The organism is Allocellulophaga tsushimaensis (assembly GCF_055383085.1).
Genome location: NZ_AP039451.1, coordinates 3073177 through 3097502, shown reverse-complemented (window position 1 = coordinate 3097502; position 24326 = coordinate 3073177). Strand labels below are relative to the sequence as shown.

The 24326-nt window shown below is 31.4% G+C and carries 22 protein-coding genes, 1 other RNA gene and 1 pseudogene; 16 read left to right on the top strand and 8 right to left on the bottom strand.

All coding sequences use genetic code 11. From position 1 onward, the window contains the following. Positions 1–67: 67 nt before the first annotated feature. The 3 genes from fsa to ffs form a co-directional block, all read right to left on the bottom strand. The gene (gene fsa / locus ACZ451_RS13500) at positions 68–721 is read right to left on the bottom strand and encodes a fructose-6-phosphate aldolase (protein WP_464213265.1); all 654 of its coding nucleotides are present in this window, start codon (positions 719–721) and stop codon (positions 68–70) included. Between the two features lie 47 nt (positions 722–768). Further along, the gene (locus ACZ451_RS13495) at positions 769–1575 is read right to left on the bottom strand and encodes an SDR family oxidoreductase (protein WP_464213264.1); all 807 of its coding nucleotides are present in this window, start codon (positions 1573–1575) and stop codon (positions 769–771) included. Between the two features lie 97 nt (positions 1576–1672). Then, positions 1673–1771: signal recognition particle sRNA small type (gene ffs, locus ACZ451_RS13490), an RNA gene on the bottom strand. Between the two features lie 141 nt (positions 1772–1912). Between ffs and ACZ451_RS13485 the strand changes: the two genes are divergently transcribed. The 8 genes from ACZ451_RS13485 to ACZ451_RS13450 all read left to right on the top strand — a co-directional run bounded on the left by ACZ451_RS13485 (position 1913) and on the right by ACZ451_RS13450 (position 9944). Then, complete coding sequence (locus ACZ451_RS13485; RefSeq protein WP_464213263.1) at positions 1913–2962, top strand: glutaminyl-peptide cyclotransferase; 1050 nt, start codon at positions 1913–1915, stop codon at positions 2960–2962. Further along, positions 2962–3354 (top strand): acyl-CoA thioesterase, encoded by a 393-nt coding sequence (locus ACZ451_RS13480; protein ID WP_464213262.1) that lies wholly within the window; start codon positions 2962–2964, stop codon positions 3352–3354. The genes ACZ451_RS13485 and ACZ451_RS13480 overlap by 1 nt, the downstream gene beginning before the upstream one ends. A gap of 1 nt (position 3355) precedes the next feature. Then, positions 3356–4852 carry a hypothetical protein gene (locus ACZ451_RS13475; protein WP_464213261.1) on the top strand — a complete coding sequence of 499 codons (1497 nt, stop codon included), beginning with the start codon at positions 3356–3358 and terminating at the stop codon, positions 4850–4852. A gap of 74 nt (positions 4853–4926) precedes the next feature. Continuing rightward, on the top strand, positions 4927–5706 hold the full coding sequence (locus ACZ451_RS13470; protein WP_464213260.1) for a LytR/AlgR family response regulator transcription factor: 780 nt from the start codon (positions 4927–4929) through the stop codon (positions 5704–5706). 403 nt (positions 5707–6109) lie between these two features. Beyond that, the gene (locus ACZ451_RS13465) at positions 6110–6256 is read left to right on the top strand and encodes a hypothetical protein (protein ID WP_464213258.1); all 147 of its coding nucleotides are present in this window, start codon (positions 6110–6112) and stop codon (positions 6254–6256) included. An 83-nt stretch (positions 6257–6339) separates the two neighbouring features. Continuing rightward, positions 6340–8424, top strand: a complete 2085-nt coding sequence (locus ACZ451_RS13460; protein WP_464213256.1) for a tetratricopeptide repeat-containing sensor histidine kinase — start codon at positions 6340–6342, stop codon at positions 8422–8424. A 15-nt stretch (positions 8425–8439) separates the two neighbouring features. Then, the gene (locus tag ACZ451_RS13455) at positions 8440–9120 is read left to right on the top strand and encodes a DNA-binding response regulator (RefSeq protein ID WP_464213254.1); all 681 of its coding nucleotides are present in this window, start codon (positions 8440–8442) and stop codon (positions 9118–9120) included. A gap of 158 nt (positions 9121–9278) precedes the next feature. After that, a complete protein-coding gene (locus ACZ451_RS13450) occupies positions 9279–9944 on the top strand; it encodes a hypothetical protein (RefSeq protein WP_464213253.1) in 666 nt (221 codons plus the stop codon). 145 nt (positions 9945–10089) lie between these two features. On the opposite strand, the gene glyA is transcribed toward ACZ451_RS13450, so the two are convergent. After that, entirely contained in the window at positions 10090–11367 is a 1278-nt protein-coding gene (gene glyA, locus ACZ451_RS13445; protein WP_464216929.1) for a serine hydroxymethyltransferase, read from the bottom strand. A 112-nt stretch (positions 11368–11479) separates the two neighbouring features. Between glyA and fahA the strand changes: the two genes are divergently transcribed. Together fahA and ACZ451_RS13435 are read left to right on the top strand one after the other, a co-directional pair. Beyond that, positions 11480–12769, top strand: a complete 1290-nt coding sequence (fahA, locus tag ACZ451_RS13440; protein WP_464213251.1) for a fumarylacetoacetase — start codon at positions 11480–11482, stop codon at positions 12767–12769. A gap of 134 nt (positions 12770–12903) precedes the next feature. Beyond that, positions 12904–14088, top strand: a complete 1185-nt coding sequence (locus ACZ451_RS13435; protein WP_464213249.1) for a hypothetical protein — start codon at positions 12904–12906, stop codon at positions 14086–14088. Between the two features lie 92 nt (positions 14089–14180). On the opposite strand, the gene ytxJ is transcribed toward ACZ451_RS13435, so the two are convergent. Continuing rightward, on the bottom strand, positions 14181–14567 hold the full coding sequence (ytxJ, locus tag ACZ451_RS13430) for a bacillithiol system redox-active protein YtxJ (RefSeq protein WP_464213247.1): 387 nt from the start codon (positions 14565–14567) through the stop codon (positions 14181–14183). Positions 14568–14737: 170 nt separating this feature from the next. Between ytxJ and clpB the strand changes: the two genes are divergently transcribed. The 3 genes from clpB (at position 14738) to ACZ451_RS13415 (ending at position 19118) form a co-directional block, all read left to right on the top strand. After that, entirely contained in the window at positions 14738–17338 is a 2601-nt protein-coding gene (clpB, locus tag ACZ451_RS13425; RefSeq protein ID WP_464213245.1) for an ATP-dependent chaperone ClpB, read from the top strand. Between the two features lie 261 nt (positions 17339–17599). Continuing rightward, the gene (locus ACZ451_RS13420; protein ID WP_464213243.1) at positions 17600–18196 is read left to right on the top strand and encodes a TetR family transcriptional regulator C-terminal domain-containing protein; all 597 of its coding nucleotides are present in this window, start codon (positions 17600–17602) and stop codon (positions 18194–18196) included. Positions 18197–18215: 19 nt separating this feature from the next. Beyond that, complete coding sequence (locus ACZ451_RS13415; protein ID WP_464213241.1) at positions 18216–19118, top strand: SMP-30/gluconolactonase/LRE family protein; 903 nt, start codon at positions 18216–18218, stop codon at positions 19116–19118. Between the two features lie 114 nt (positions 19119–19232). On the opposite strand, the gene ACZ451_RS13410 is transcribed toward ACZ451_RS13415, so the two are convergent. Further along, the gene (locus ACZ451_RS13410; RefSeq protein ID WP_464213239.1) at positions 19233–19406 is read right to left on the bottom strand and encodes a hypothetical protein; all 174 of its coding nucleotides are present in this window, start codon (positions 19404–19406) and stop codon (positions 19233–19235) included. A 140-nt stretch (positions 19407–19546) separates the two neighbouring features. On the opposite strand from ACZ451_RS13410, the gene fumC reads away from it, so the two are divergent. Then, positions 19547–20944 (top strand): class II fumarate hydratase, encoded by a 1398-nt coding sequence (gene fumC, locus ACZ451_RS13405; protein ID WP_464213237.1) that lies wholly within the window; start codon positions 19547–19549, stop codon positions 20942–20944. Positions 20945–21021: 77 nt separating this feature from the next. Here fumC and ACZ451_RS13400 read toward each other — a convergent pair whose 3' ends face one another. Then, entirely contained in the window at positions 21022–21909 is an 888-nt protein-coding gene (locus tag ACZ451_RS13400) for a hypothetical protein (protein ID WP_464213235.1), read from the bottom strand. 165 nt (positions 21910–22074) lie between these two features. Between ACZ451_RS13400 and ACZ451_RS13395 the strand changes: the two genes are divergently transcribed. After that, positions 22075–22539 carry a GNAT family N-acetyltransferase gene (locus tag ACZ451_RS13395; RefSeq protein ID WP_464213233.1) on the top strand — a complete coding sequence of 155 codons (465 nt, stop codon included), beginning with the start codon at positions 22075–22077 and terminating at the stop codon, positions 22537–22539. A gap of 59 nt (positions 22540–22598) precedes the next feature. Beyond that, positions 22599–23381 carry an MBL fold metallo-hydrolase gene (locus ACZ451_RS13390; protein ID WP_464213231.1) on the top strand — a complete coding sequence of 261 codons (783 nt, stop codon included), beginning with the start codon at positions 22599–22601 and terminating at the stop codon, positions 23379–23381. Between the two features lie 242 nt (positions 23382–23623). Here ACZ451_RS13390 and ACZ451_RS13385 read toward each other — a convergent pair. Then, positions 23624–23717, bottom strand: a pseudogene (locus tag ACZ451_RS13385) (IS200/IS605 family transposase); the annotation flags it as partial. Between the last annotated feature and the right edge of the window lie 609 nt (positions 23718–24326).

Sequence of the window (24326 nt, the reverse complement as noted above, 5' to 3'; positions counted from 1 at the left end):
AAATAAAAAAAACCGCAGTTATAAAAATAACTGCGGTTTTTTTATGGGTAAATTCTATGTCTACTATTTAATTTCCTTTAGCATAATCTGCTAAAAATTTAGCAAGACCACTATCAGTTAAAGGGTGCTTTAATAAACCTTCAATTGCAGATAAAGGTCCAGTCATAACATCTGCTCCAATTTTAGCACAATCAATAACATGCATGGTATGCCTTACAGATGCAGCTAAAATTTCTGTTTCAAAACCATAGTTATCATAGATGTGTCTTATTTCTGCAATAAGGTTTAAACCATCTGTAGAAATATCATCCAAACGTCCTATAAAAGGGGATACATAAGTAGCTCCTGCCTTCGCCGCCAATAAAGCTTGCCCAGGAGAGAATACAAGTGTTACATTTGTTCTTATGCCTTTATCACTAAAATACTTACATGCCTTAACACCGTCTTTAATCATTGGTAGTTTAACTACAATTTGTTTATGTAAAGCAGCTAGTTCTTCTCCTTCTTTAATCATTTGCGCGTATTCTGTAGCAATAACTTCTGCAGAAACATCACCATCAACAATATCACAGATAGCCACATAATGTTTTAAGATATTATCTTTTCCAGTAATACCTTCCTTAGCCATAAGCGAAGGGTTAGTAGTTACACCATCTAAAACTCCTAATGCTTGAGCTTCTTTTATCTGTTCTAAATTTGCTGTGTCAATAAAAAACTTCATTCTTCTTATTTTAATTTGTATTGCTTTTGAATATAAGGTCTACAAAACTACAATTTATAATGGTTTAACAACAATTTCTCATATATTTTATCTGGTAGTATTTTTTTTAAAACGATCGAAAATTTCTGCATAAAATCACCTACTTTATAATGTACTTTTGGGTTCTTTGTATTTATGATTTTTAAAACTGCATAAGCAACTAAAATAGGGTCTTTACCACTATCTACGTGGCTATCGATCATTGCTAAGGTATTTTTATAAGGTGTTTTGTAGGGCGAATTTTCTAAAACGGGCGCATGGTATCTGCCTGCTGCAATATTGGTAACAAAATCTCCTGGTGCCAAATTGCACATTTTTACTCCAAAATGTTTGGTTTCCATGCGTAAGGTTTCGGTAAGTAGCTCTAAAGCACCTTTACTAGCAGAATAAACACCTCTGTAGGGCAAGCCCATATAAGCCGCAATAGAAGTGATATTAATAACCAAACCAGCGTTCTGCTTTCGCATTTGGGGTAAAACCGCTTTTATAGTACGTATAGGCCCATAAAAATTAGTATCAAAATTATGTTGTATTTCTGCTTCAGCAATTTCTTCAATAGGGCCTGTAATTCCTACTCCTGCATTGTTTACAAGCACATCTATACGGCCTTCTTGAGCAATAAGCTTAGACACAGCACTTTGTATAGTTGCAGCATCATTTACATCTAGCTCTAATAAATTAAAAGCATTAAAATTAGGATATTTAGTTACATTACGTGTAGTACCATAAACAATAAAACCTTTAGATTTTAAATACACACCAATAGATTTTCCAATACCAGAAGATCCACCAGTAATCAATACAACTTTTGCCATGTTACATTTTTTTAAAGGGCTACAAAGAAACAAATAAAAAGGGTCTCGAGAAAAAATTAAAGTGCTTTAGCAAAAGCATTTAAGTTTGGGGTATAAAAAAAGGCAAGCTACCTACGTCGCACCGCTACAACCACATACCCTTGCTGCGTTCCCACCCTGGGGGATTCTGCAGGAGCTGGTCGCGTAGGACTTGCCAAGGGCAAAGATACAATCTTTGAATTCTTTTCACAATCATTTTAGTTTCTTAATTTAAATAAATACCTTGCTTACTTATCGGATTTATAGTATCTAATTGATACCCAATTTTTTGAGTTTATAAAACATTAAAATTTAACCAATGCGCATTGCAAATTTCTTCCTTTTTTTAAGTTTATCCCTCCTTTTTACATCTTGTGGAAGTGGAAATTTAGCTACATCAGATCTTTTTGAAATAAAACTTGACGGTAATAAAAGTAAGTTTCAACAAAATGATGTAGTTACGATAAGCCTCCAAAACAAGAAAAATGTACCTGTAGAAAGCATCAGCTATTTTATTGACGGAAAACAACTCACCGTAACAGATCAAAAAATAAGCTTAAATGTAACGCACTTAGGGAATAAGGTATTAAACGCTAAAATTAAGTATGATGGTAAATCTGGTGAGCTTTCTAAAAAAATACAAGTCTTAGCTAATAAAGCACCATCTGCTTATACCTATGAAATTATTAACGAATTTCCGCACGATATAAAGGCATTTACACAGGGCTTGGAATTTTATAACGGCGTATTATATGAAAGTACTGGATCTGGTAGAAAAGGGAAATCTTTTTTACGTAAAGTAGATTTTAAAACAGGAGAAGTATTAGCGCAAACAGATTTAGACAAGGCTTATTTCGGAGAAGGGATTACCATTTTAAATGATAAGGTGTACATGCTAACCTGGCAAAATAAAATAGGCTTTATTTATGATGCGGAAGATTTAAAAAAAATAGATAGTTTTAAATACGGGCAAAGTAAAGAAGGTTGGGGCTTTGCAAATAATGGTACTAAATTATTTAAAAGCGATGGCTCTGAAAAAATATGGATTTTAGATCCTGAAACCCTTATAGAAGAAGACTATATCCAAACCGTTACCAATAGATCTATTTTTAACAAGACTAATGAATTAGAATATGTAGACGGAAAAATATATGCAAACGTTTGGCAAAAAGAAAGCATGATGATTATTGATGCCAGTTCTGGTGCTATAGAAGGTGTTGTAAATTTTGGAGGACTTAAAAGCAAAGTAGAAAAGCATCCTAATTTAGATGTTTTAAATGGAGTGGCCTACCATAAAGAAAGAGGTACATTTTTTGTGACAGGAAAAAACTGGAGCACTTTATTTGAAGTAAAAATATTTAAAAAGTAATGTTCAAAAGTTTTGAGAAAATTATAAAGGTTATAGAAGATGATATTGATGATCTTAACCATGTAAACAATGTACGTTATGTACAATGGATACAAGATATTGCTAAAGAACATTGGAAAACTAAAGCGTCAGTAGCACTGGTAAAAGAATGTATTTGGGTGGTAAAAAGTAATTTTATTGAATACAAAAAAGCATCTGTTTTACATGATACTATAAAAATTAAAACCTACATAGAATCTTCTAAAGGAGCATTATCTGTACGTATTGTAGAAATGTTTGATGCCTTTACAAATGATTTATTGGTACGGTCTAAAACAGAATGGTGTCTTTTAAACGCTAGTAGTTTAAGACCCATACGTGTATCACAAGAAATACAAAACGTTTTTAAATAATATGAAAAAATACCAAACTTTTACCTTCTTATTTTTTGGCATAGTCATCATTTTTAGCTCGTGCAGAAAAGATTTTGACTTTAGCCCAAGTACAGGAGATTTAAGTTTTTCTAGAGATACGGTTTTTCTAGATACCGTATTTTCTAATATTAGTAGCAGTACCTATTCCTTAAAAGTATACAACAGAAGCAACCAAGATGTACAAATACCTAGCATACAACTTTCTAACGGCCTAGAGAGCGAATACCGATTAAATGTAGATGGGCAAGCAGGAAAGCAATTCCAAAACATTCCGCTTGCTGCCAAAGACAGTTTATACATTTTTATAGAAGTAAATTTTGATGTGAGCACAACGGCTCTGAACGAATTTTTATATACCGATGCCATTTTGTTTGATGAAGGCGCCAACCAGCAAAGTGTACCATTAGTAACCCTAGTAAAAGATGCTATTTTTATTTTTCCAAAAAGAAATGCAAACGGAATACAAGAGACCATTCCTTTAGATTTTAATAGTACAGGTAATACAAGTGTTGGTTTTTTATTAGACACTACACAATTACAGTTTACCAATGAAAAACCCTATGTAATATATGGTTACGCAACAGTACCAGAATACACAACGCTACAAATTGATGCAGGTGCAAGAGTACATTTTCATAAAGATTCTGGAATATATGTGCAATCTGGCGCTTCGCTACGTGTAGATGGGGCCTTAAGTACAGACCAAGAATTCTTAGAAAATGAAGTAATTTTTGAAGGAGACCGCTTAGAACCAGAGTTTTCTGATATAGCAGGGCAATGGACAGGTATTTGGTTAGCCAATGGTAGTACCAACAACAACATTAATTATTTAACCTTAAAAAATGCCATCAATGGTATTTTTATAGATGGTTTAGGAGCCAATACAACATTAAATATTAGCAACTCGCAAATTTACAACAGTGCAAATACTAATTTAAGAAGCAGTGCAGGTATAGTAAACGGTACAAATGTAGTATTAGGAAGCGCAGGCAACAGCTCTTTATTTTGTGAGTTGGGTGGCAGTTATAGTTTTAACCATTGTACTATTGCAAATTATTGGAATACTAGTTTTAGAATTGGTTTTGCTGTACAACTTACAAATACCTCTGGAACAAACTCTAATGATTTACTGCAAGCTAACTTTAGCAATTGCATTATTGATGGTTTTAACAATCAGGAGCTATTGTTAAGCAGTAATACCAACAATCTCTTTAATTTTAATTTCACCAATTGTATGCTAAAAATTAATGAAAATATAGCAGACAATATGCTTTATAATTTTGAAGACAATACCTTATATGACACCGTCTTTTTTAATGAAGATGCCGCTTTTACAGACCCTGTAAATAATATTTTTACCATAGAACCAACTTCTTTTGCAATAGACAATGCAGATCCTGTAAATGCAGGGCTAGCTCCCACAGATCTTTTAGGGCAAAATAGAATAATGACCCCTGCCATTGGGGCGTACCAATAAGTTTTTATAGAAAATTAGCCGCTATAGAGCTTAAAATTATAGGAAACCCCTAAAAAGTTTAAGGTTTTCGTGTAATGGATTCTCAATATGATGTATTATTTTATGATAAATTAATTATCATGGAATATACCTATGCCATAATCAATTTAGATCCAGTTACTAGCCATGAGCTAACGCAGGAGCTATGTGGGTTTGAGTCGTTTTATTGTTCCGGAATTACTGAAGATTGTAAGCAAGGTCTAAACCTTATTTTAAAAGAAAATCCTGATGTTGTTTTCATAAATCTGTCGAAAAATGCAGCAAATTGTTTTGCAATGATCGTTGAACTGCATCAATTTATGAAAGTTTTACCCGTTTTTATAGGAATTTCTAAAAATACAAAGCACGCTTATAATGCTATTAAAAATGGCTTTTTTGATTATTGGTTGTATCCCTTTAACGAGTTTGAAATTAGAAAAACAAAACTTAAGCTAGACAAACTAAAGTTAAAGGAAGACAATGATAATAACACTATATGTATAAAATCATATAGTGATTACAGATATATTGCTACTGATGAAATATTATATTTAAAAGCAGATAATAATGCTACAGATTTTTTTATGGAAGATGGTACCATAATAAGCGCTTTTAAAACATTAAAGACATTTGAAGACAAATTGCCTAAGAAATTTATTAGAATACATCAAAGTTATATTCTTAATACGGATCATGTATCAAGAATAAATTACGGAAAATCGGTATGTTCTATAAAAAATAGAAATACTAAAATACCATTTTCAAAATCGTATAAAACCAATATAGATGAGTTTAAAAATATATTGGCAAAAAATACTACTATTAATCTTAATTAAAATATTTGCGTATATACACTTCTATAACAGTACAATAGTTTTACATAAGTACCTCCTCCATTAAACTATTATAAATATCCCCCCAGATATCTTATCATTTTTTAAACTTAAAACAACTTACACACTGGCTTAAAGCATAGCAATACTATGTTTTAAATCCTCCTATATTAAAAAAATTATAGGAGCAAAAGCTGTAATATACAACCATATTAAGCTAACATCTTCATTTAACATAAAAGTAACCAATAACAAAAAAATTGCCTTTGTTTGGCTAAATTCTTACAAACGCCACATAAATACTAACAGATATCTGCGCTTTACTTCTACACTACAAAAAATGCCGTAAAACCCTTACAGTCGTTATAAATTTGACATATAAATATTAAACTCAAAACAGAATATTATGAAAAAATTTGTAGGAATTATCGCATTATTAGTATTAAGTTTAGGAATGTTCTCTTGTACAGAAACCAGTGCAGAAGATGATGCTGTTTTTGAAACACAAGCAACCGAAGGAAATGAAGAACCAGAAGTAGATGGTAGAGATTAATTTTTTTAGTCTTAAAATAATATAAAGCCTTAAATATTTTTATTTAAGGCTTTTTTATATCTTGTAGGTTTATTCAGCTTCATATGCTTTACAAGAGTACAAAAAATAAAATTTATTTTATATGTTTATTTACCATAACATTATACGGTATTTCTTGCAAATCAGATGTATCAAATACCAATGCAAATAGTACAAATAATACTATTGCTGCAGATAGTCTAAGGCTAAAAATAGAAGAAGCACTAGATAGAAATGAAGATCCAGCAATCCGTTCAAAATTGTTATCCTCTTTAACCAAAACCTTAGAACAATACCCAGATGATACACTGAAAAACAGGTATTTATCTAGAATTTCTTTGGGTTATCTTAGATTAAACGACTCCCTTGATTTCAGAAAATTAAGCACCCAAGTATTACAATTATCTACAAAAATTGGTGATTCTGTTCGGCTAGCTGAAACGTACTGGGATTTAGGAATTTTTTTTAGAAATAGCACTCAAAAAGATAGTTCTTATTACAATTATACCAAAGCGCAAAAAATTTATCAAAGCTTAGGCGATAAAGAAATGGAAGGTAGAATGTTACTTAGCATAGCTTCTTTACAAAATAGCGCAAGAGATTATATAGAAAGTGAAATTACCACCATAAAGGCTTTAGAAATTTTTAAACCCTTAGGTATCACAAGAAGATTATATACATCTTATAATCTTTTAGGAATTGCTAATAGTTCAATTGGTAAATATGAAACCGCATTAAATTATTACCAAAAAGCACAAGAATATACTGAGAATAACACTAATTTAACAGTCATCACATTAAACAATATTGGCTTAGTGTTATTAGACTCCGAAAAATACCAGGAAGCCAAAACTAATTTTGAGCAAGTTGTTACTACTGATGGTATAGAGAGAATCAACCTAAGTTTATATGGTACCGCCTTAAATAATTTGGCCAAAACCAATTTAAAACTAAAAGACTTTAGCCAATTGCCTGCCATGCATTTCAGGGCTTTAGACATACATGAAGAAACCGGTAATATAGCCAAACAATCTGGAGTACATTTTGCCTTGGCAGAATACTATGCTGCAAAAAATAACACTGCAATAGCTATAGAACATGGTAAAACTGCAAAAAAATTATGTGAACAAAGTGAAAATTCTGATACCCAGCTTAAAATTTTAAACTTTTTAATTGAAAACGATAAAGCCAATGCCTCTGCATACGCAAAAGAGTTTATTAACCTTAGTGATCAATTACAACAAGAAGAACGTAATTTAAGAGATAAATTTGCACGGATAAGTTTTGAAACGGATGAGTTTATTGCGGAAAACAAATACCTGGAAAGTGAAAACAATTTGCTAGAAAAACAAAAACAATTATGGTTATTAGGGGTTGTTTTTGCCATCATATTTGTAATAGCTTCTTCTGTTATTTATTGGCAACAGATAAAAAATAAAGACCTAGAGTTTAAGCAGAAAGAGCAAGAGAGTAACCAAGAAATATTTAATTTAATGCTTTCGCAACAAGAAAAATTTGAGGAAGGCAAAAAAATTGAACAAGACCGGATGGCATTAGAATTACATGATAATGTATTAAACAAAATGCTTGGCATACGCCTTATTTTATTGGGCTTAAACAAAAAAACAGATCCAGAAGCCATAGCAGAACGCGCACAACGTTTAAAGGATTTAGAAGCCCTCTCTGAAGAAATAAGAGCAGTTTCGCATGAATTAAATAGTGCGGCTTACCAAAAAATTAATAACTTTATTGAAACTATTAAAAATTTACTGGATGAATTTAGGCTTGCTACAACAGAAATAAAGTATGAATTTAAAGCAGATCATAAAAAAGGTTGGGAGACTTTAACGGGTGATATAAAAATTAATTTATACCGTGTAATACAAGAAAGTATCCAAAATGCCGTTAAACATGCAAATGCTGACACTATTTCTTTAGAATTAAGCCAAACCGAAACAGAAATTATTGCCCAAATAAAAGATAACGGTGATGGTTTTAAATTCCATAAACGAAAAAGAGGAATAGGTTTAAAAAACATTTCATCTAGACTAGGTAAAATAAATGGCAAATGGCATGTAGATAGTACAGTGGGCATTGGCACTTGTATTAAAGTAACCATTGCTAAAGATAAAAATAGTAATATTGCTTAACTAATAAATATATATATGAAAAAAACACCAATTCGTATTCTATCAGTAGACGATCATTTTATGACTATGGTAGGATACAAATATATTTTAGAAGATGATGATTTTCCAAGATATACTGTAAAAATGGATATGGTGACCTCTTTAGATAGCGGTAAAGAAGCGATATTAAAATCTACTAAAAGTCCAAAACTAGCCTATGACATTTTGCTTTTAGACATTCAATTATCAGATGACCAATCTAAGGAATTTGGTACAGGTGAAGATTTAGGCATTTTTGCACGTAAAAACATTCCAGATTCTAAAGTGGTATTTATGTCTTCTTTTAGCGATAATTATAGAATTAATAGTATTCTTAGCTCAGTAAATCCAGAAGGGTATTTGGTGAAAACAGAAATTAATGAAGTTACCTTAATGGACATGGTACATGCTGTAATAGATAGCCCACCATTTTATACACCAAAAGCCTTATCTGCCATCCGCAAAAAAATGGCCAACAATATTCATTTAGATGAAAAAGATAAGAAGCTCTTATATTATTTATCCTTAGGTTCTAAAACTGCAGATATTGCAAATAAAATATCATTATCTGTTGCCTCAATCGAAAATAGAAAAAGACATATAAAAGAATTATTAGGCATTCAAAAACAAAATGATCAGGCCTTAATTACGGCAGCCAGAGAAAAAGGATTTTTATAAAAAGTAATCTTTTTCTTTATATAATACATCCAAATCTTTTGAATATGTAATATTTAGTCGTTTTTTGCAGGAAACCCCTAGAAAGTCTAAGGTTTTCCTGTAATGGAAAGAGAGAGATATAAAGTAAATTTGTTAAGTAACTTTTATTTCTTAGAGGGATGGCAAATAAAAAAAACGATAACAATAATTTAAAAACTAATTCTGAGTATAGTGATATCATATTTGGATTAGAAAAATTTCAAAAGAAACTAGAAAAAGAATTTTTCGCTACAATTACAATTAACACAATTTCTACTGGTGATAATGCTAAGGATTTACTAATTGAAGCACAGTGTAATTTTTCTTTACTGCAAGGACTTCCTTTTTTAAGTTATAAAAATACTGCTATACTAGATCAAAAAGATAATCGTAAATCTAATTTTATATTATTAGATGCTCTTGAGGATTTAAACAAACAAAATTGTACAGACATTGATATAGAAGAGGTTACCATTTTGTTTTCAGATACCTCTATAATTATTTCTAAAATTCATGAATATAGTATTGCCAATCAGTTTGGGAATATTCTAGTAGAACTATACCGTAACCATAGCACCTACTCTTGTCCAAATTATGGAATACCCTACGAAATACATATTCCTATTTTTGAAGAAATCCCCGCTAAAAACAATTTTATGCTTTGCAATCTTAGCATTCCAAAAATTTCGCATAACGCATACTACCATTATTGGGGTGTTTATTTTGAAGATACTATTGAATCTAAAATTTATGATTTCTGGAATACAACCATTATAGATGGCGAATTAAAAATGATAAATATGTAAAAAACTACTTTAAAAAGCCTATAAAATCATAAAAATAATGTAAAAAAGTAACTATTCTCTAACCAACAACATGTTTTACATTAAAATAAAAAGCGTATTTAAGAATTTCTTAAATACGCTTTTTAGGTTTTATAGGGTAAGTTACTTAACTCATATAAAATAAGTCTCTACCACGCATTAATGCGTTTACTTTTTCTTTTACCGATGCAATTACAGCATCATCTTCTGCATTAGTTAAAACAGTATCAATTAAATCTACAATAAGAGCCATATCAGCTTCTTTTAAACCTCTAGTGGTAATCGCTGGTGTTCCAAAACGAATTCCAGACGTTACAAAAGGAGATTTATCATCAAAAGGAACCATATTTTTATTAGCTGTAATATCTGCCTTTACCAATGCTTTTTCGGCATCTTTACCCGTAATATCTTTATTTCTTAAATCAATCAGCATCATATGGTTATCTGTTCCTCCAGAAATAATTTGATATCCTTTGCTTACAAATGCTTTAGCCATGGCATCAGCATTTTTCTTTACTTGTAATATGTAGGACAAATATTCGTCTGTTAACGCCTCACCAAAAGCTATAGCTTTCCCAGCTATAACATGCTCTAAGGGACCACCTTGGTTACCTGGAAAAACGGCCAAGTCTAATAAGGCAGACATTTTTCTAAGTGTACCATTTTTTAAAGTAATTCCAAACGGATTATCAAAATCTTCTCCCATTAATATTAAACCACCTCTAGGACCACGTAATGTTTTGTGTGTTGTAGTAGTAACAATATGGCAATGTGGTATAGGATCGTTTAAAACGCCTTTAGCAATTAAACCAGATGGGTGCGAAATATCTGCTAACAATAAGGCACCTACGCTATCTGCTATTGCTCTAAATTTCTTAAAATCGATATCTCTAGAATATGCAGAAGCTCCTGCAATAATCATTTTTGGTTTTTCTTTAGTTGCAATCTCTTGGATGGTATCATAATTTAAGACACCTGTTTCTTTTTCAACTCCGTAAAATACAGGGTTGTACAATCTACCAGAAAAATTAACAGGTGAGCCATGTGTTAAATGCCCACCATGCGATAAATCAAAACCTAAAATAGTATCACCAGGTTTTAAACATGCATGGTATACCGCTGCATTAGCTTGCGATCCAGAGTGCGGCTGTACATTTGCATATGCAGCTCCAAACAATTCTTTTGCTCTATCTATTGCAATTTGCTCTACAATATCTACTATTTCGCAACCTCCATAATATCGCTTGCCTGGATAACCTTCAGCATATTTGTTCGTTAAAACAGAACCTTGAGCTTCCATTACTTGTGGGCTTGTAAAATTTTCAGAAGCAATAAGTTCAATACCATTAATTTGGCGTTCTTTTTCTTCTGCTATAAGATCAAAAATTTGATTGTCGCGTTGCATACTAAATAAGCTGTTAAAATTAAGCGGCAAAAATACAAATTGATATCTGTAAATTTGCATAAAACAATATATTTGATTGTATATTTATCAAACAATAATTAACAATTACGCTATGCCTATACATACGAACAATCCGTCTAAAAAAACATGGTTACCTGTACCAGAGCACTCTGACTTTCCCATCCAAAATATTCCATTTGGTGTTTTTTTAACTAGAGATGATATTATTACCATTGGAACCAGAATTGGTGACTATGCTATAGACCTTGGTGCTTTACACCAGCTAGGGTATTTTAAGGATATTCCTTTAACAGATGATATTTTTCTTCAGGATACCTTAAACGATTTTATATCAGACGGCAAAAAAACATGGCGTTTGGTACGGAATAGGATCAGCGAAATTTTTGATGTTAATACGCTAGACTTACAAAACAATAAAGCACATCAAAAAATAGTGCTTTTTAAAATGGACGAAGTAGAAATGCAATTGCCAGTACAAATTGGTGATTATACAGATTTCTATTCCAGTAAAGAACATGCTACAAATGTTGGGACAATGTTTCGTGATCCAGACAATGCATTATTACCCAATTGGCTGCATATTCCTGTAGGGTACCATGGCAGAAGTTCCTCTATCGTTACAAGCGGAACACCTGTGCGGAGGCCTATAGGACAAACATTACCTAACGGTGTAAAAGAGCCTGTTTTTGGTCCTTCTAAACTGGTAGATTTTGAACTAGAAATGGCTTTTATTACAACAGACACCAATAATTTAGGAGAGCCTGTGAGTATTGATGAAGCTGAGGATTATATTTTTGGAATGGTTTTATTTAACGACTGGAGTGCTAGGGATATTCAAAAATGGGAATATGTTCCTTTAGGACCTTTTTTAGCTAAAAACTTTGCTAGTTCTATCTCTCCATGGATTGTAACTATAGATGCTTTGGAACCTTTTAGAGTAGAAAGCCCAGAACAAAACCCTAGACCACTACCCTATTTACAGCAAAAAGGTAATAAAAGTTTTGATATCCATTTAGAGGTAAGCATTACTCCAGAAAATGGAAGCCCTACTAAAGTTACTAAATCTAATTTTAAATACATGTATTGGACCATGGCGCAACAACTTACGCATCATACCAGTAATGGTTGTAATGTAAATAGTGGTGATATGATGGGAAGTGGAACTATTTCTGGGCCAACACCAGACTCTTATGGCTCAATGCTAGAATTAAGTTGGCGTGGCGAAAAACCAGTACCATTAAATGATGGTAGCACCCGTAAATTTATACAAGATAATGATACAGTTACCATAACTGGTTATTGTAATAAAGACAATGTTAGAATTGGTTTTGGAGAAGTTTCTGGTAAATTATTACCTGCATTTCAACCAAAATTAAAATAAATATGAAGTTTTTCTAAAGTGCGATATTTATTGGGTTTTCATACGAAAACCAAGTAAACATACGTTAATATATAAATTTTGTGGCATAACTATTGAAATATTCAGTAGATAGAAACCAATTAATCTGTTGTATTATGAAAAAAATTACGTATACAATAATCGTTTTGTTTTTAATTTCTTCTTGTGGAGGTGTAAAAAAAACGCAGGAAGCGCTAAATTCTGGAAATTATAATAGTGCTATGAATAAAGCGCTAAAAAACCTTGCTGATAATAAAACTAAAAAAGGAAACCAACCTTACGTTTTATTACTAGAAGAAGCTTTTGCTAAAAATGCTGAAAGAGAATTAGCAAATATTTCATTTTTACAAAAAAATGGAAACCCGGCCAATCTAGAACAGATTTATAAAGCTTACAATAATCTAAAAAATCTTCAAGAAAGAATTAAACCCTTATTACCGCTTTCTATTTATAATGAAAATAGAGAAGCGCAATTTTCATTTATAAATTATGATAACAAAATTATTGCTACTAAAAATAGGTTATCCGATTATTTATATGCTAATGCATCTGGATTATTAAAAAATGCTATTCAAAAAGAAGATTATAGACAAGCCTATGCAGATTTTGATTATTTAAATAAAATTAATCCTGGTTTTAAAGATACCAGAGTTAAAATGGAAGAGGCGCATGGTAAAGGCCTAGATTATATACAATTATTAATGCTAAACAATACAGAGCAAGTAATTCCTGTTCGTTTAGAAGAAGAGTTGTTAAATATTAACACCTATGGCTTAGATAATTTATGGGCAGAATACCATACAACTAAAGTAGATGATGTTAAGTATGATTATGAACTTCAGGTGGTATTTAAAGATATAAGTATTTCTCCAGAACAAATAAAAGAAAGAGAAATTGTAAAAGAAAAACAAATTAAAGATGGTTATAAATATGCAGTTGATAGTAACGGTAACCAAGTAAAAGATAGCTTAGGAAATAAAATTAAAGTTGATAAATTTAAAACAGTTCGATGCAACTTCTATGAGTTTAACCAATTTAAAGCAGTACAAGTTGTTGGCGATATTAATTTTATTGATTTAAAAACACAACAAGCACAACAATCTTTTCCTTTGGCTAGTGAATTTGTTTTTGAGCATAGTTATGCAACTTATGAGGGAGATAGAAGAGCTTTAGATTCTGCTTTAAGTGTTTTACTAGACAGAAGAGCAATTGCTTTCCCAACAAATGAACAAATGATTTATGATGCAGGAGAAGATTTAAAGCAAAAATTAAAAAGAGTTATTGTAAACAACAATTTTTAAATACCTAAACTCTAAAGTAATAAACACAAAAAAGCAACGAAAATTCGTTGCTTTTTTGTGTTTAACTATTTTTATAGTGTTCTAAAAATATTTTAAACAAACCTATTTAAATCTATATCTGTAATTGCTCCATGTGATGCATGCGCCACTGTAATACCATTTTTGATGACTAATAATTGTGGGGACTGATGCATGACTTGAAACTTATATCCTGTTTCATTAGAAACTTCTCTATTTCTATGCAAATCTAAATAATACAAATCCATTTGGTTTTCTGTAAAATTATACGTGTCTACAAACATTTTAATTACCATTCGGCTAATACCACAAGTGGTTGAATGTTTAAAAATAACCTGTGTTTTAGATTTTGACCTTTTTTCAATTTCTTTAAGTTGTCCAACTGTTTCTAATTGAAGCCAAGGCAGCACTTTTTCTACTTTCTTTTCTTTACTACCTCCTAAAAAATTAAATAATCCCATAAAAAAATTATATTTTATTATCAGTCGGCTTAAAATTAAAATCTTACAGACTGACGAATTGTCTTTATTTTTCAGCAGTTAACAGACATTTAGTCAGCAACTTAGCATTGGTAAGGTTATTGATTTTAGCTGTGTAAAAATAATATAAATAAGCATAAAAAACCCGGATCATGAATTTTAATAATTTCACTATAAAATCTCAAGAAGCAGTACAACAAGCGCAGCAAATTGCGCAAGGTTTAGGGCATCAACAAATAGAGAACGAACACCTATTTAAAGCTATCTCAGAGATAGACGAAAACGTATTGCCCTTTATTTTGAAAAAAACAAACGTAAACATTGGGCTCATACAGACAATTTTAGAAAAAGAATTAGAAAGTTTTTCTAAAGTTTCTGGAGGAGATATGATGCTTTCTGGAGAAACAGGGAAAACTTTAAATGAAGCCATTACTATTGCAAAAAAAATGGAAGATGAGTATGTTGCTATAGAACACTTACTACTCGCCATTTTAGATTCTAAAAGTAAAATAGCGCAAATTTTAAAAGATCAAGGAGCTTCTAAAAAAGACTTTACTGCAGCCATAGCAGCATTGCGTAAAGGTGGTAAAGTAAGCTCGCAAAGTGCAGAAGACACTTATAATTCTTTAAACAAATATGCTAGAAATTTAAATGATTTAGCAGATAGTGGAAAATTAGACCCAGTAATTGGTAGAGATGAAGAAATTAGGAGAATACTACAAATACTATCCAGAAGAACAAAAAATAATCCTATGCTCGTTGGTGAACCTGGTGTTGGTAAAACAGCAATTGCCGAAGGTTTAGCGCATAGAATTGTACAAGGTGATGTTCCAGAAAATTTAAAAGAAAAAACAATTTACTCCTTAGATATGGGCGCTTTAATAGCAGGAGCAAAATATAAAGGTGAATTTGAGGAACGCCTAAAGTCTGTTATAAAAGAAGTAACTGGCTCCGATGGTGATATTGTTTTATTTATTGATGAAATACATACCCTAGTAGGTGCTGGCGGTAGCGAAGGAGCTATGGATGCAGCAAATATTTTAAAACCTGCCTTGGCCAGAGGAGAATTACGTGCTATAGGTGCAACAACTTTAGATGAATATCAAAAATACTTTGAAAAAGACAAAGCCTTAGAGCGTAGATTTCAAAAAATAATAGTAGATGAACCAGATACAGAAAGTGCTATATCTATTTTAAGAGGCATCAAAGAAAAATATGAAACGCACCATAAAGTACGTATTAAAGATGAAGCTGTAATTGCTGCCGTTGAGCTATCTCAACGCTATATTACAAATCGATTTTTACCAGACAAGGCAATTGATTTAATTGATGAGTCTGCAGCTAAATTACGAATGGAAATTAACTCTAAGCCAGAAGAATTAGATGCCTTAGATCGTAAAATAATGCAGTTAGAAATTGAGCTAGAAGCCATAAAAAGGGAAAACGATAAAACAAAATTAAAATCGCTAAATCATGATCTAGCCAATTTAAAGGAAGAGCGAAATGAAATCTTTGCCAAATGGGATAGCGAAAAAACTGTGGTAGATAATATCCAAAAAGCAAAACAGGAAATAGAAGACTATAAATTAGAAGCAGAGCGTGCCGAACGCAATGGTGATTATGGTAAAGTTGCAGAGCTTAGATATGGCAAAATAAAAGATGTACAAGAAAATTTAGAACACTTACAAAACACTTTAGAACAGCAACAATTAGGAGATACTATTATAAAAGAAGAAGTAACTTCTGAAGACATTGCACAGGTAGTAGCCAAATGGACAGGTATCCCAGTAATTAAAATGTTGCAAAGTGAGCGAGAAAAATTATTGCAGTTAGAGGCTGTTTTACATGAACGCGTAGTAGGGCAAGAAGAGGCTATTGAGGCTGTTTCTGATGCTATTAGAAGAAGTAGAGCTGGACTACAGGACACGAAACGCCCAATTGGTTCTTTTCTATTTTTAGGTACAACCGGAGTTGGTAAAACAGAACTAGCAAAAACATTAGCGAGTTACCTTTTTGATGATGAAAATGCAATGACTCGTATAGATATGAGTGAATATCAAGAGCGTCATTCTGTAAGCAGATTAGTTGGTGCACCTCCCGGTTATATTGGGTATGATGAAGGAGGGCAACTTACCGAAGCTGTAAGGCGCAGACCTTATTCTGTTATTCTTTTGGATGAAATTGAAAAAGCACATCCAGATACTTTTAATACCTTATTACAAGTTTTAGATGAAGGTAGACTCACAGATAATAAAGGTAGAGTGGCCGATTTTAAAAATGCTATTATCATTATGACCAGCAATATTGGGAGCCCTATTATTCAAGAAAAGTTTGAAGAAACAAGCAATATTGATGAAGCATCATATGCTTCTAAAGTAGAAGTTTTAAATTTATTACGGAAAACGGTTCGCCCAGAATTTTTAAATCGGATAGACGATATTATTATGTTTACCCCTTTAAGTAGATCTAATATTACTAAAATAGTCCGTTTACAATTAAATGCATTAAAAAAGATCCTCTTAAAACAAAACATCATTATTGATGCTACAGATGAGACGATACACTACTTAGCCGAAAAAGGGTATGATCCTCAGTATGGTGCTAGGCCCATAAAAAGAATTATTCAAAAAGAGGTTTTAAATAACTTGTCTAAAGAATTATTAAGTGGACGTATAAAAGCAGAAAGTATGGTGCTTATAGACTCTTTTGATGATAAATTAGTCTTTAGAAATCAAACAGATCTGGTAGGCTAAAATCATAATAATAGAACCTTATTTATGATATAAAGCCAGTACTATAAATTAGCATAAGAGTATAAGGTGTTCCTTTTTTATAAATTTAAAAAAGCCTCTGCATATCTAAATCTGGAACATAAAGTAGTTTATATTCCAGATTTGATATTGCATTTTAAACTTTATAGTAATGTTTTAAATTAGGTACCAGTACCATTTTTTTTTCCTAACATATACCATACAGTATATAATTTTTTTATATTCGTAATAAATTGGTTTTTAATGGCTACAAAAGCGCAAAAAACAACTGGGTTTATTATAGAAACTGTAGCGCCTATATTTAATAAATTAGGTTATGTTGGCACCAGTATGAGTGATCTTACTGAAGCAACTGGTTTAACAAAAGGTGCTATCTATGGTAATTTTGAAAACAAAGAAGCACTCGCTTTAGCTGCTTTTGAATTCAATAGAAATATTTTATTGAATACTATTGATGAAAAATTAGCTATAGAAGGTTCTGCATTAGAAAAAATATTTTCGCTTACTAAATTTTATCGTCACTACGACATTTTTACCTTAAAAATGGGTGGCTGTCCTATTTTAAATATTGGAGTTGATGCCAAAAACAATAATAAATTATTAACTGCTGCGGTTAAAGAAACCGCTAAGGAATTAGAAGGTAAAATTGCATTAGTATTAGAAAATGGTGTAAATAGTGGAGAATTAAGGCTACCCGTAACACCGCTACAATTTGCAAAACAAATGTATACTATGATACAGGGCGCCATAGCCATGGCTACAATTACGGATGACAGAAAGTATTTGCTAAACACCATAGCCTACCTGGAACAATTAGTACAGAAAGAACTACAGAAATAGTAAAAGCTTAAAAATTATTATGAAAAAAATATATTGCAGTGCAGCATTACTTGCAGTACTTACCATTTTTAGTTGTAACCCAAAAAGCGAAATTGAATTTCCCATACAAGTAGGAACAAGACCTGAAAGCATTACCAAAGGTTTTAACGATAACTACTATGTAACCGTAATGAATGGAAAAGAAAAGGGAGATGCAGAAATTGTTGAAATTTCTAATGGTGTTGCTAAAACGTTTGCAAAAGGTTTTGATGAACCTAAAGGAATTGCCTTTGTAAACAATCACTTATATTTTTCTGACCTTACGCGTGTTTGGAAAGTAGATAAAAATGGTAAAGCAAGTCTTTTAGCAGATAAATCAGCTTTCCCTGAAGAAGTATTGTATTTAAATGATGTTGCTGTAGATGCAGAAGCTAAAGGTATTTATGTGGTAGATATGGGTGCTACAAGCTACATGCGAGATGCAAATAACGACTTATGGCCATTAAATAGTGAACAAGCAAAATTAATTCCGCAAGTAGGACGTGTATATCATATTACTTTAGATGGTATTGTAAGTATAGCACAAAATACTTCTCCGCTTATGCTAAACCCAAATGGTGTAGGTTTAGACAACGATAACAACATCATGATTGGTTCTTTTTTTCTTGGGAATTTTTTAGTGAAAAAAGATGGGAAACTTAGCCCTTTACAAGGTACTTATAGAGGAGCTGATGCTGTTGAGCAAGACAGCAAAGGAAATTATTATGTAAGCAGTTGGTCTCAAGGTAAAGTCTGGAAAATAGATGGTAAAACCGAAAAATCAACGGTATTAATTGATGGATTAGAATCTGCAGCAGATTTTTATTTAGAAGAAGAAAAAGGGCGTTTATTACTACCAGATATGCTTACAGGTAAAATACATAATGTAGCTATAGATAAGTAACGTATTTTAGTTTAAAAAAGCTTCAAAATATTTGAATCTTGATTATTTATTATAATCGGTTTTAGGACAAGCTATATAAAACTGAAAAAGGAACCAAAATTGGTTCCTTTTTTATTATTCGTCACGTTTCGCTTTTTTAGCGTCTCGTTTTTCTTTTAAAAATTCAAGTAAAGATCCTCCTAACCAATAGGGTATAACAAAGGTTAACAAGAAAATCATTAACCAAAAACCTATAGTTAATATGGTTAAAAAGGCTATAAATCCTAAATATTGATCAAAATCGAACATAATATACTATTTGTTAGCACAAAGATACTTTGAAAATGATGAATTGTACAAATGAAATTAAAAAAAATATAAATAAATGTTAGAGTCTTAAAAATAATAGACAATGCAATATCTTTGTAAGACATTAAATTTAATGAATCATGAGTTTTAGAATAGAAAAAGATACGATGGGGCAAGTACAAGTACCATCAGATAAATATTGGGGGGCACAAACAGAACGTTCTCGTAATAATTTTAAAATAGGTGCTCCTGCTTCAATGCCATTAGATGTTGTTTATGGTTTTGCTTATTTAAAAAAAGCAGCAGCATATACAAATGCAGAATTAGGTGTTTTAACAACAGAAAAAAGAGATTTAATAGCCACTGTTTGTGATGAAATTTTAGCAGGCAAACATGATGATCAGTTTCCATTAGTCATCTGGCAAACAGGATCTGGTACACAAAGTAATATGAATGTAAATGAGGTGATTGCTAATCGCGCTCATGAAATAGCAGGTAAAGTTATTGGAGAAGGCGAAAAAACAATACAGCCTAATGATGACGTAAACAAATCGCAATCTTCTAATGACACATTCCCAACAGGAATGCATATTGCCGCCTATAAAAAAATAGTAGAAACCACTATTCCAGGAGTGGAACAATTAAGAGATACTTTTAAAAAGAAATCTAATGATTTTGCAAATGTGGTAAAAATTGGGCGAACACATTTAATGGATGCTACTCCCCTAACCTTAGGCCAAGAATTTTCTGGTTACGTTTCTCAATTAGATCATGGCCTTAAGGCATTAAAAAACACCTTAGCACATTTATCTGAATTAGCATTGGGTGGTACTGCTGTTGGAACAGGATTAAATACTCCTGCTGGTTATGACGTATTAGTAGCCAAGTACATTGCACAATTCACTAAATTACCATTTGTTACTGCTGAAAATAAGTTTGAGGCATTAGCTGCGCATGATGCCATAGTAGAAAGTCATGGAGCCTTAAAACAATTGGCTGTTTCTTTAAATAAAATTGCTAATGATATTAGAATGATGGCTTCTGGGCCTCGTTCTGGTATTGGTGAAATTATAATTCCTGCAAATGAACCTGGCAGCTCAATAATGCCAGGGAAAGTTAACCCTACACAATGTGAAGCCATAACAATGGTTTGTGCACAGGTAATGGGTAATGATGTAGCTATAAGTGTTGGTGGTACACAAGGGCATTATGAGTTAAATGTATTTAAACCTATGATGGCTGCCAATATATTACAATCAGCACAATTAATAGGTGATGCATGTGTTAGTTTTGATGAAAATTGTGCCGCTGGTATAGCACCAAACCATGAAGTGATTAAAGAACTTTTAAATAACTCTTTAATGTTAGTAACTGCTTTAAATACTAAAATAGGCTATTACAAAGCGGCAGAAATAGCTAATACAGCACATGAAAACGGAACTACTTTAAAAGAAGAAGCGATTAATTTAGGTTATGTTTCTGCAGAAGACTATGACAATTGGGTAAAGCCCGAAGAAATGGTTGGGAGTTTAAAATAATTTCAAATTTATTTATAGAAAAAAGGGCTATCTATTTAAAGATTAGCCCTTTTTTATGGATAGTGTTTTTGTTTGTTTTATTTTAAAGTAAACTTACTAGTTCCTAGTAATTTTAGTTTGTTGTCATAAACATTAACCATATAATTCCCTTTTTGAAAATCACCTGCAGGTTTGCTTACATAATCACATACATCTAAGGCATTATTTTCATAGTAAAAAGCTGTTTGCTTGCTATAAATTACAGTAGCACCAGAATCGTTAGTTTGAGAATTACCACCCCCTAAAACATTACCTTGTGGATCTAACACCTCTAATAAAAATGCTTTATCACCCGCTTGTGCAATCGCATTGTCAGTGATGGTAAAACAAACTTTAAATTTGTCTGTACTTTTAGCCTTTGAAGTAGATACCAATTTTCCGCTTTTACGCTCTTTAACTGCATCCACAGATAATTTTGCTAAGTTTAAGGCAGAACCTCTTTCAACAGCATCAGACAATTGTGTATTTTGGATTAATAAAGAGTCATTAAATACTGTTTGTTTCTCTAACTCTACAAATGTACTATCTCTTTGCATTGCTAACATCGTGTTAGATTTAGACAAAGAATCTACTTTTTTAAGCAATTTTGCTCTTTCTGCTTTTAATCTACTTACTTGTCTTCTATATTTTCCTAATACAGCAATATCGGCTTTCATAGTATTTACAGAATCAATGTATTTAGAAATATTATCTCTTGCAGAAATTAATTCATCATTTGTTGCATTACTTTCTAAGATAGCCTTATCATATTCAGATCTTAAACTCGTTAGATCTTCTACAACAAGGTCTTTTTCTTGGTTTAGTTTAGCTTCATTATCTTGTTTCTCATTATAAAGTGTTACAGAGTACCCTATTACACCTATTAATAAAACCAATAACAAACCTGCTATTACTTTTAAACCTGTATTACTTTTTGTTTCATTCATAATAATAAAAATTAATTCATTTTTTAATTGTAGTGGTCTGATTTGTATTCTGGAATTATATACGGTGCTTTTTAATTTTTAGATTTTTTGGTTCAAATATTTAGATAATCGGCAAATAAATCAGATGTATTAACTTTATACTGTATTTCTAATAATGATTGGTTAATGTTAACACAAATTATCCCTTTTAAAAAAGAGTATGCCAGCGCTTTTAAAGAGTTAAACATCGCATGGTTAGAAAAATATTTTTATATAGAACCAAAAGATGCAACTTTACTAGAAAATTGTGAAAGTAGTATTATAAAACCTGGTGGTTTTATCTTTTTTGCTTTACAAGATGACCAAGTGGTTGGATGTTTTTCATTTATAAAAACAAATGATAGAGTATATGAATTAGGAAAAATGGCTATTGCTCCTAATTTTCAAGGACAAAAAATTGGGCAACAGTTATTGGAATTTGCCATTCAATTTGCTAAAAATGAAAACTGGTCTAAACTAATTTTATATTCTAATACCATTTTAAAACCAGCCATACATATTTATAAAAAATATGGTTTTAAAGAAATACCATTAGAAGAAGAACTCCCTTATGCGCGTAGCAATATAAAAATGGAATTGCTTTTAAGGTAAGCAATGCCATTTCTAAGAGACTAATAGAATTGTAAGTGATCACCTAAAATAAAAAACAAATGAAAAAGCAACTACTTATTATCTTTTTAAGTGTTTTAGGTTTACAAGGATGTAAAGAAAACACTAAAAAAGAACGGACTTCTGATCTTGCAGAAAACAATATAGAAAATGAGTTGACTGTAAAAGAAGTAAAAATTATTCCTATTTCTCATGCCACTACTATATTAGAATGGGGAGATATTACTATTTACATAGATCCTGTTGGTGGAGCAGATGTCTTTAAAAACCAGAAGCTTCCCGATTTAATTTTAATAACAGATATTCATGGAGACCATTTTAGTCTACAAACTTTAAAAGGCTTAGATACTTCTAAAGCAAAAATTATAGTTCCACAAGCTGTAGCAGACAAAATGCCAAAAAACTTTACACCACAATTAGATATTTTAAATAATGGTGATGCTAAAGAACGGTATGAAATTAATATAGAAGCAATACCCATGTATAATTTAAGGAAAGACGCCTTAAAATTTCATACAAAAGGAAGAGGAAACGGTTATGTTTTAAATATAGATGGGAAACGTTTTTATTTTTCTGGTGATACTGAAGATATACCAGAAATGCGTGCTTTAGAAAATATAGATAAAGCTTTTATTTGTATGAACTTGCCCTATACCATGACTGTAGAAAGTGCTGCGAGTGCAGTTTTGGAATTCAAACCCAAACAAGTATATCCTTATCATTATAGAGGAAACCCTGATGTGAGTGATGTAGCAAAATTTAAACGTATCGTTAATAAAGAGAATGCAAATATTGAAGTAGTTCAGTTAGACTGGTATCCCTAGTGTAAAGCCAATTAAATTTTAGTAGTTTTAAACTTTTAGTAAATAATCTTCAGAGCAACCGAGGCATTACAATAGAAAAGATTAAGTTGATTGGTTTTGAGCAAGAGTTCATATTCTTGCTCTTTACATATTGAGTAATTGTCCTTTGATTGCTGTGACGTTCAACTGCATTTAGATAAAAACCACTACCTAGAGAAAACCTCACCAAAGAGTTCTTTTTACTCCAAGAGTTTCTCAAAATATTTACCCAGCTGTTATACTTCTTATTGTTCTTGGTATTTTAGTAGGACTATAGGTTGGAACACTCTGTAAAAGAAAATGAATATGATCAAGATCTTAGCAAATTTCAAGAAGACGTATATTATATCTATCTAAATATCCAAACATGCATTTTGTATATGTGGGTGCTTTATCTCAAACTTAAGATTACTATTTTTTTCTTGTACAAGACAAGCCCCAGGGTATTAAAGCTAGCTAGAATAATACAAATTGTAATCTTAACAAAAGAGCTAAAGATTTATATGACTGATATTAAATAAATGAAATCCAAAATCAATTAACAAATGTTATTCTAATTCATGAGAGGAAAATGTTTTCATAAAGACTATTCTTAGACTGCAAAATAATCAAATAAATGAACTAAATTAAAAACCTGAAAATAATTTATTATAAATAAAGAAGAACTTAAAATGAGGTAATCTAAAAGATAATAGAGCAGTAATCCCTTGAATAATTTTAATGAAAGGACAAAATTATAATTGCATTTGAGTTTAAGCATTTAGACAACATACAAATAGATTTAATAAGCAGACAAAATAAACTATAAAAATAAAAATTCTCAGTAAAGCAAGTTCACTGAGAATTAAATTGTATATTATTAGAGTAATAATATACATGGATTATTTAGTATACTACACTTATACCATAAATAATATTTGGAATAAG

Bases quoted from the DNA above. Each gene is read 5' to 3' on its own strand.
- fsa (WP_464213265.1), bottom strand. From the start codon at position 721: ATGAAGTTTTTTATTGACACAGCAAATTTAGAACAGATAAAAGAAGCT.
- ACZ451_RS13495 (WP_464213264.1), bottom strand. From the start codon at position 1,575: ATGGCAAAAGTTGTATTGATTACTGGTGGATCTTCTGGTATTGGAAAA.
- ACZ451_RS13485 (WP_464213263.1), top strand. From the start codon at position 1,913: ATGCGCATTGCAAATTTCTTCCTTTTTTTAAGTTTATCCCTCCTTTTT.
- ACZ451_RS13480 (WP_464213262.1), top strand. From the start codon at position 2,962: ATGTTCAAAAGTTTTGAGAAAATTATAAAGGTTATAGAAGATGATATT.
- ACZ451_RS13475 (WP_464213261.1), top strand. From the start codon at position 3,356: ATGAAAAAATACCAAACTTTTACCTTCTTATTTTTTGGCATAGTCATC.
- ACZ451_RS13470 (WP_464213260.1), top strand. From the start codon at position 4,927: ATGGATTCTCAATATGATGTATTATTTTATGATAAATTAATTATCATG.
- ACZ451_RS13465 (WP_464213258.1), top strand. From the start codon at position 6,110: ATGAAAAAATTTGTAGGAATTATCGCATTATTAGTATTAAGTTTAGGA.
- ACZ451_RS13460 (WP_464213256.1), top strand. From the start codon at position 6,340: ATGCTTTACAAGAGTACAAAAAATAAAATTTATTTTATATGTTTATTT.
- ACZ451_RS13455 (WP_464213254.1), top strand. From the start codon at position 8,440: ATGAAAAAAACACCAATTCGTATTCTATCAGTAGACGATCATTTTATG.
- ACZ451_RS13450 (WP_464213253.1), top strand. From the start codon at position 9,279: ATGGCAAATAAAAAAAACGATAACAATAATTTAAAAACTAATTCTGAG.
- glyA (WP_464216929.1), bottom strand. From the start codon at position 11,367: ATGCAACGCGACAATCAAATTTTTGATCTTATAGCAGAAGAAAAAGAA.
- fahA (WP_464213251.1), top strand. From the start codon at position 11,480: ATGCCTATACATACGAACAATCCGTCTAAAAAAACATGGTTACCTGTA.
- ACZ451_RS13435 (WP_464213249.1), top strand. From the start codon at position 12,904: ATGAAAAAAATTACGTATACAATAATCGTTTTGTTTTTAATTTCTTCT.
- ytxJ (WP_464213247.1), bottom strand. From the start codon at position 14,567: ATGGGATTATTTAATTTTTTAGGAGGTAGTAAAGAAAAGAAAGTAGAA.
- clpB (WP_464213245.1), top strand. From the start codon at position 14,738: ATGAATTTTAATAATTTCACTATAAAATCTCAAGAAGCAGTACAACAA.
- ACZ451_RS13420 (WP_464213243.1), top strand. From the start codon at position 17,600: ATGGCTACAAAAGCGCAAAAAACAACTGGGTTTATTATAGAAACTGTA.
- ACZ451_RS13415 (WP_464213241.1), top strand. From the start codon at position 18,216: ATGAAAAAAATATATTGCAGTGCAGCATTACTTGCAGTACTTACCATT.
- ACZ451_RS13410 (WP_464213239.1), bottom strand. From the start codon at position 19,406: ATGTTCGATTTTGATCAATATTTAGGATTTATAGCCTTTTTAACCATA.
- fumC (WP_464213237.1), top strand. From the start codon at position 19,547: ATGAGTTTTAGAATAGAAAAAGATACGATGGGGCAAGTACAAGTACCA.
- ACZ451_RS13400 (WP_464213235.1), bottom strand. From the start codon at position 21,909: ATGAATGAAACAAAAAGTAATACAGGTTTAAAAGTAATAGCAGGTTTG.
- ACZ451_RS13395 (WP_464213233.1), top strand. From the start codon at position 22,075: ATGTTAACACAAATTATCCCTTTTAAAAAAGAGTATGCCAGCGCTTTT.
- ACZ451_RS13390 (WP_464213231.1), top strand. From the start codon at position 22,599: ATGAAAAAGCAACTACTTATTATCTTTTTAAGTGTTTTAGGTTTACAA.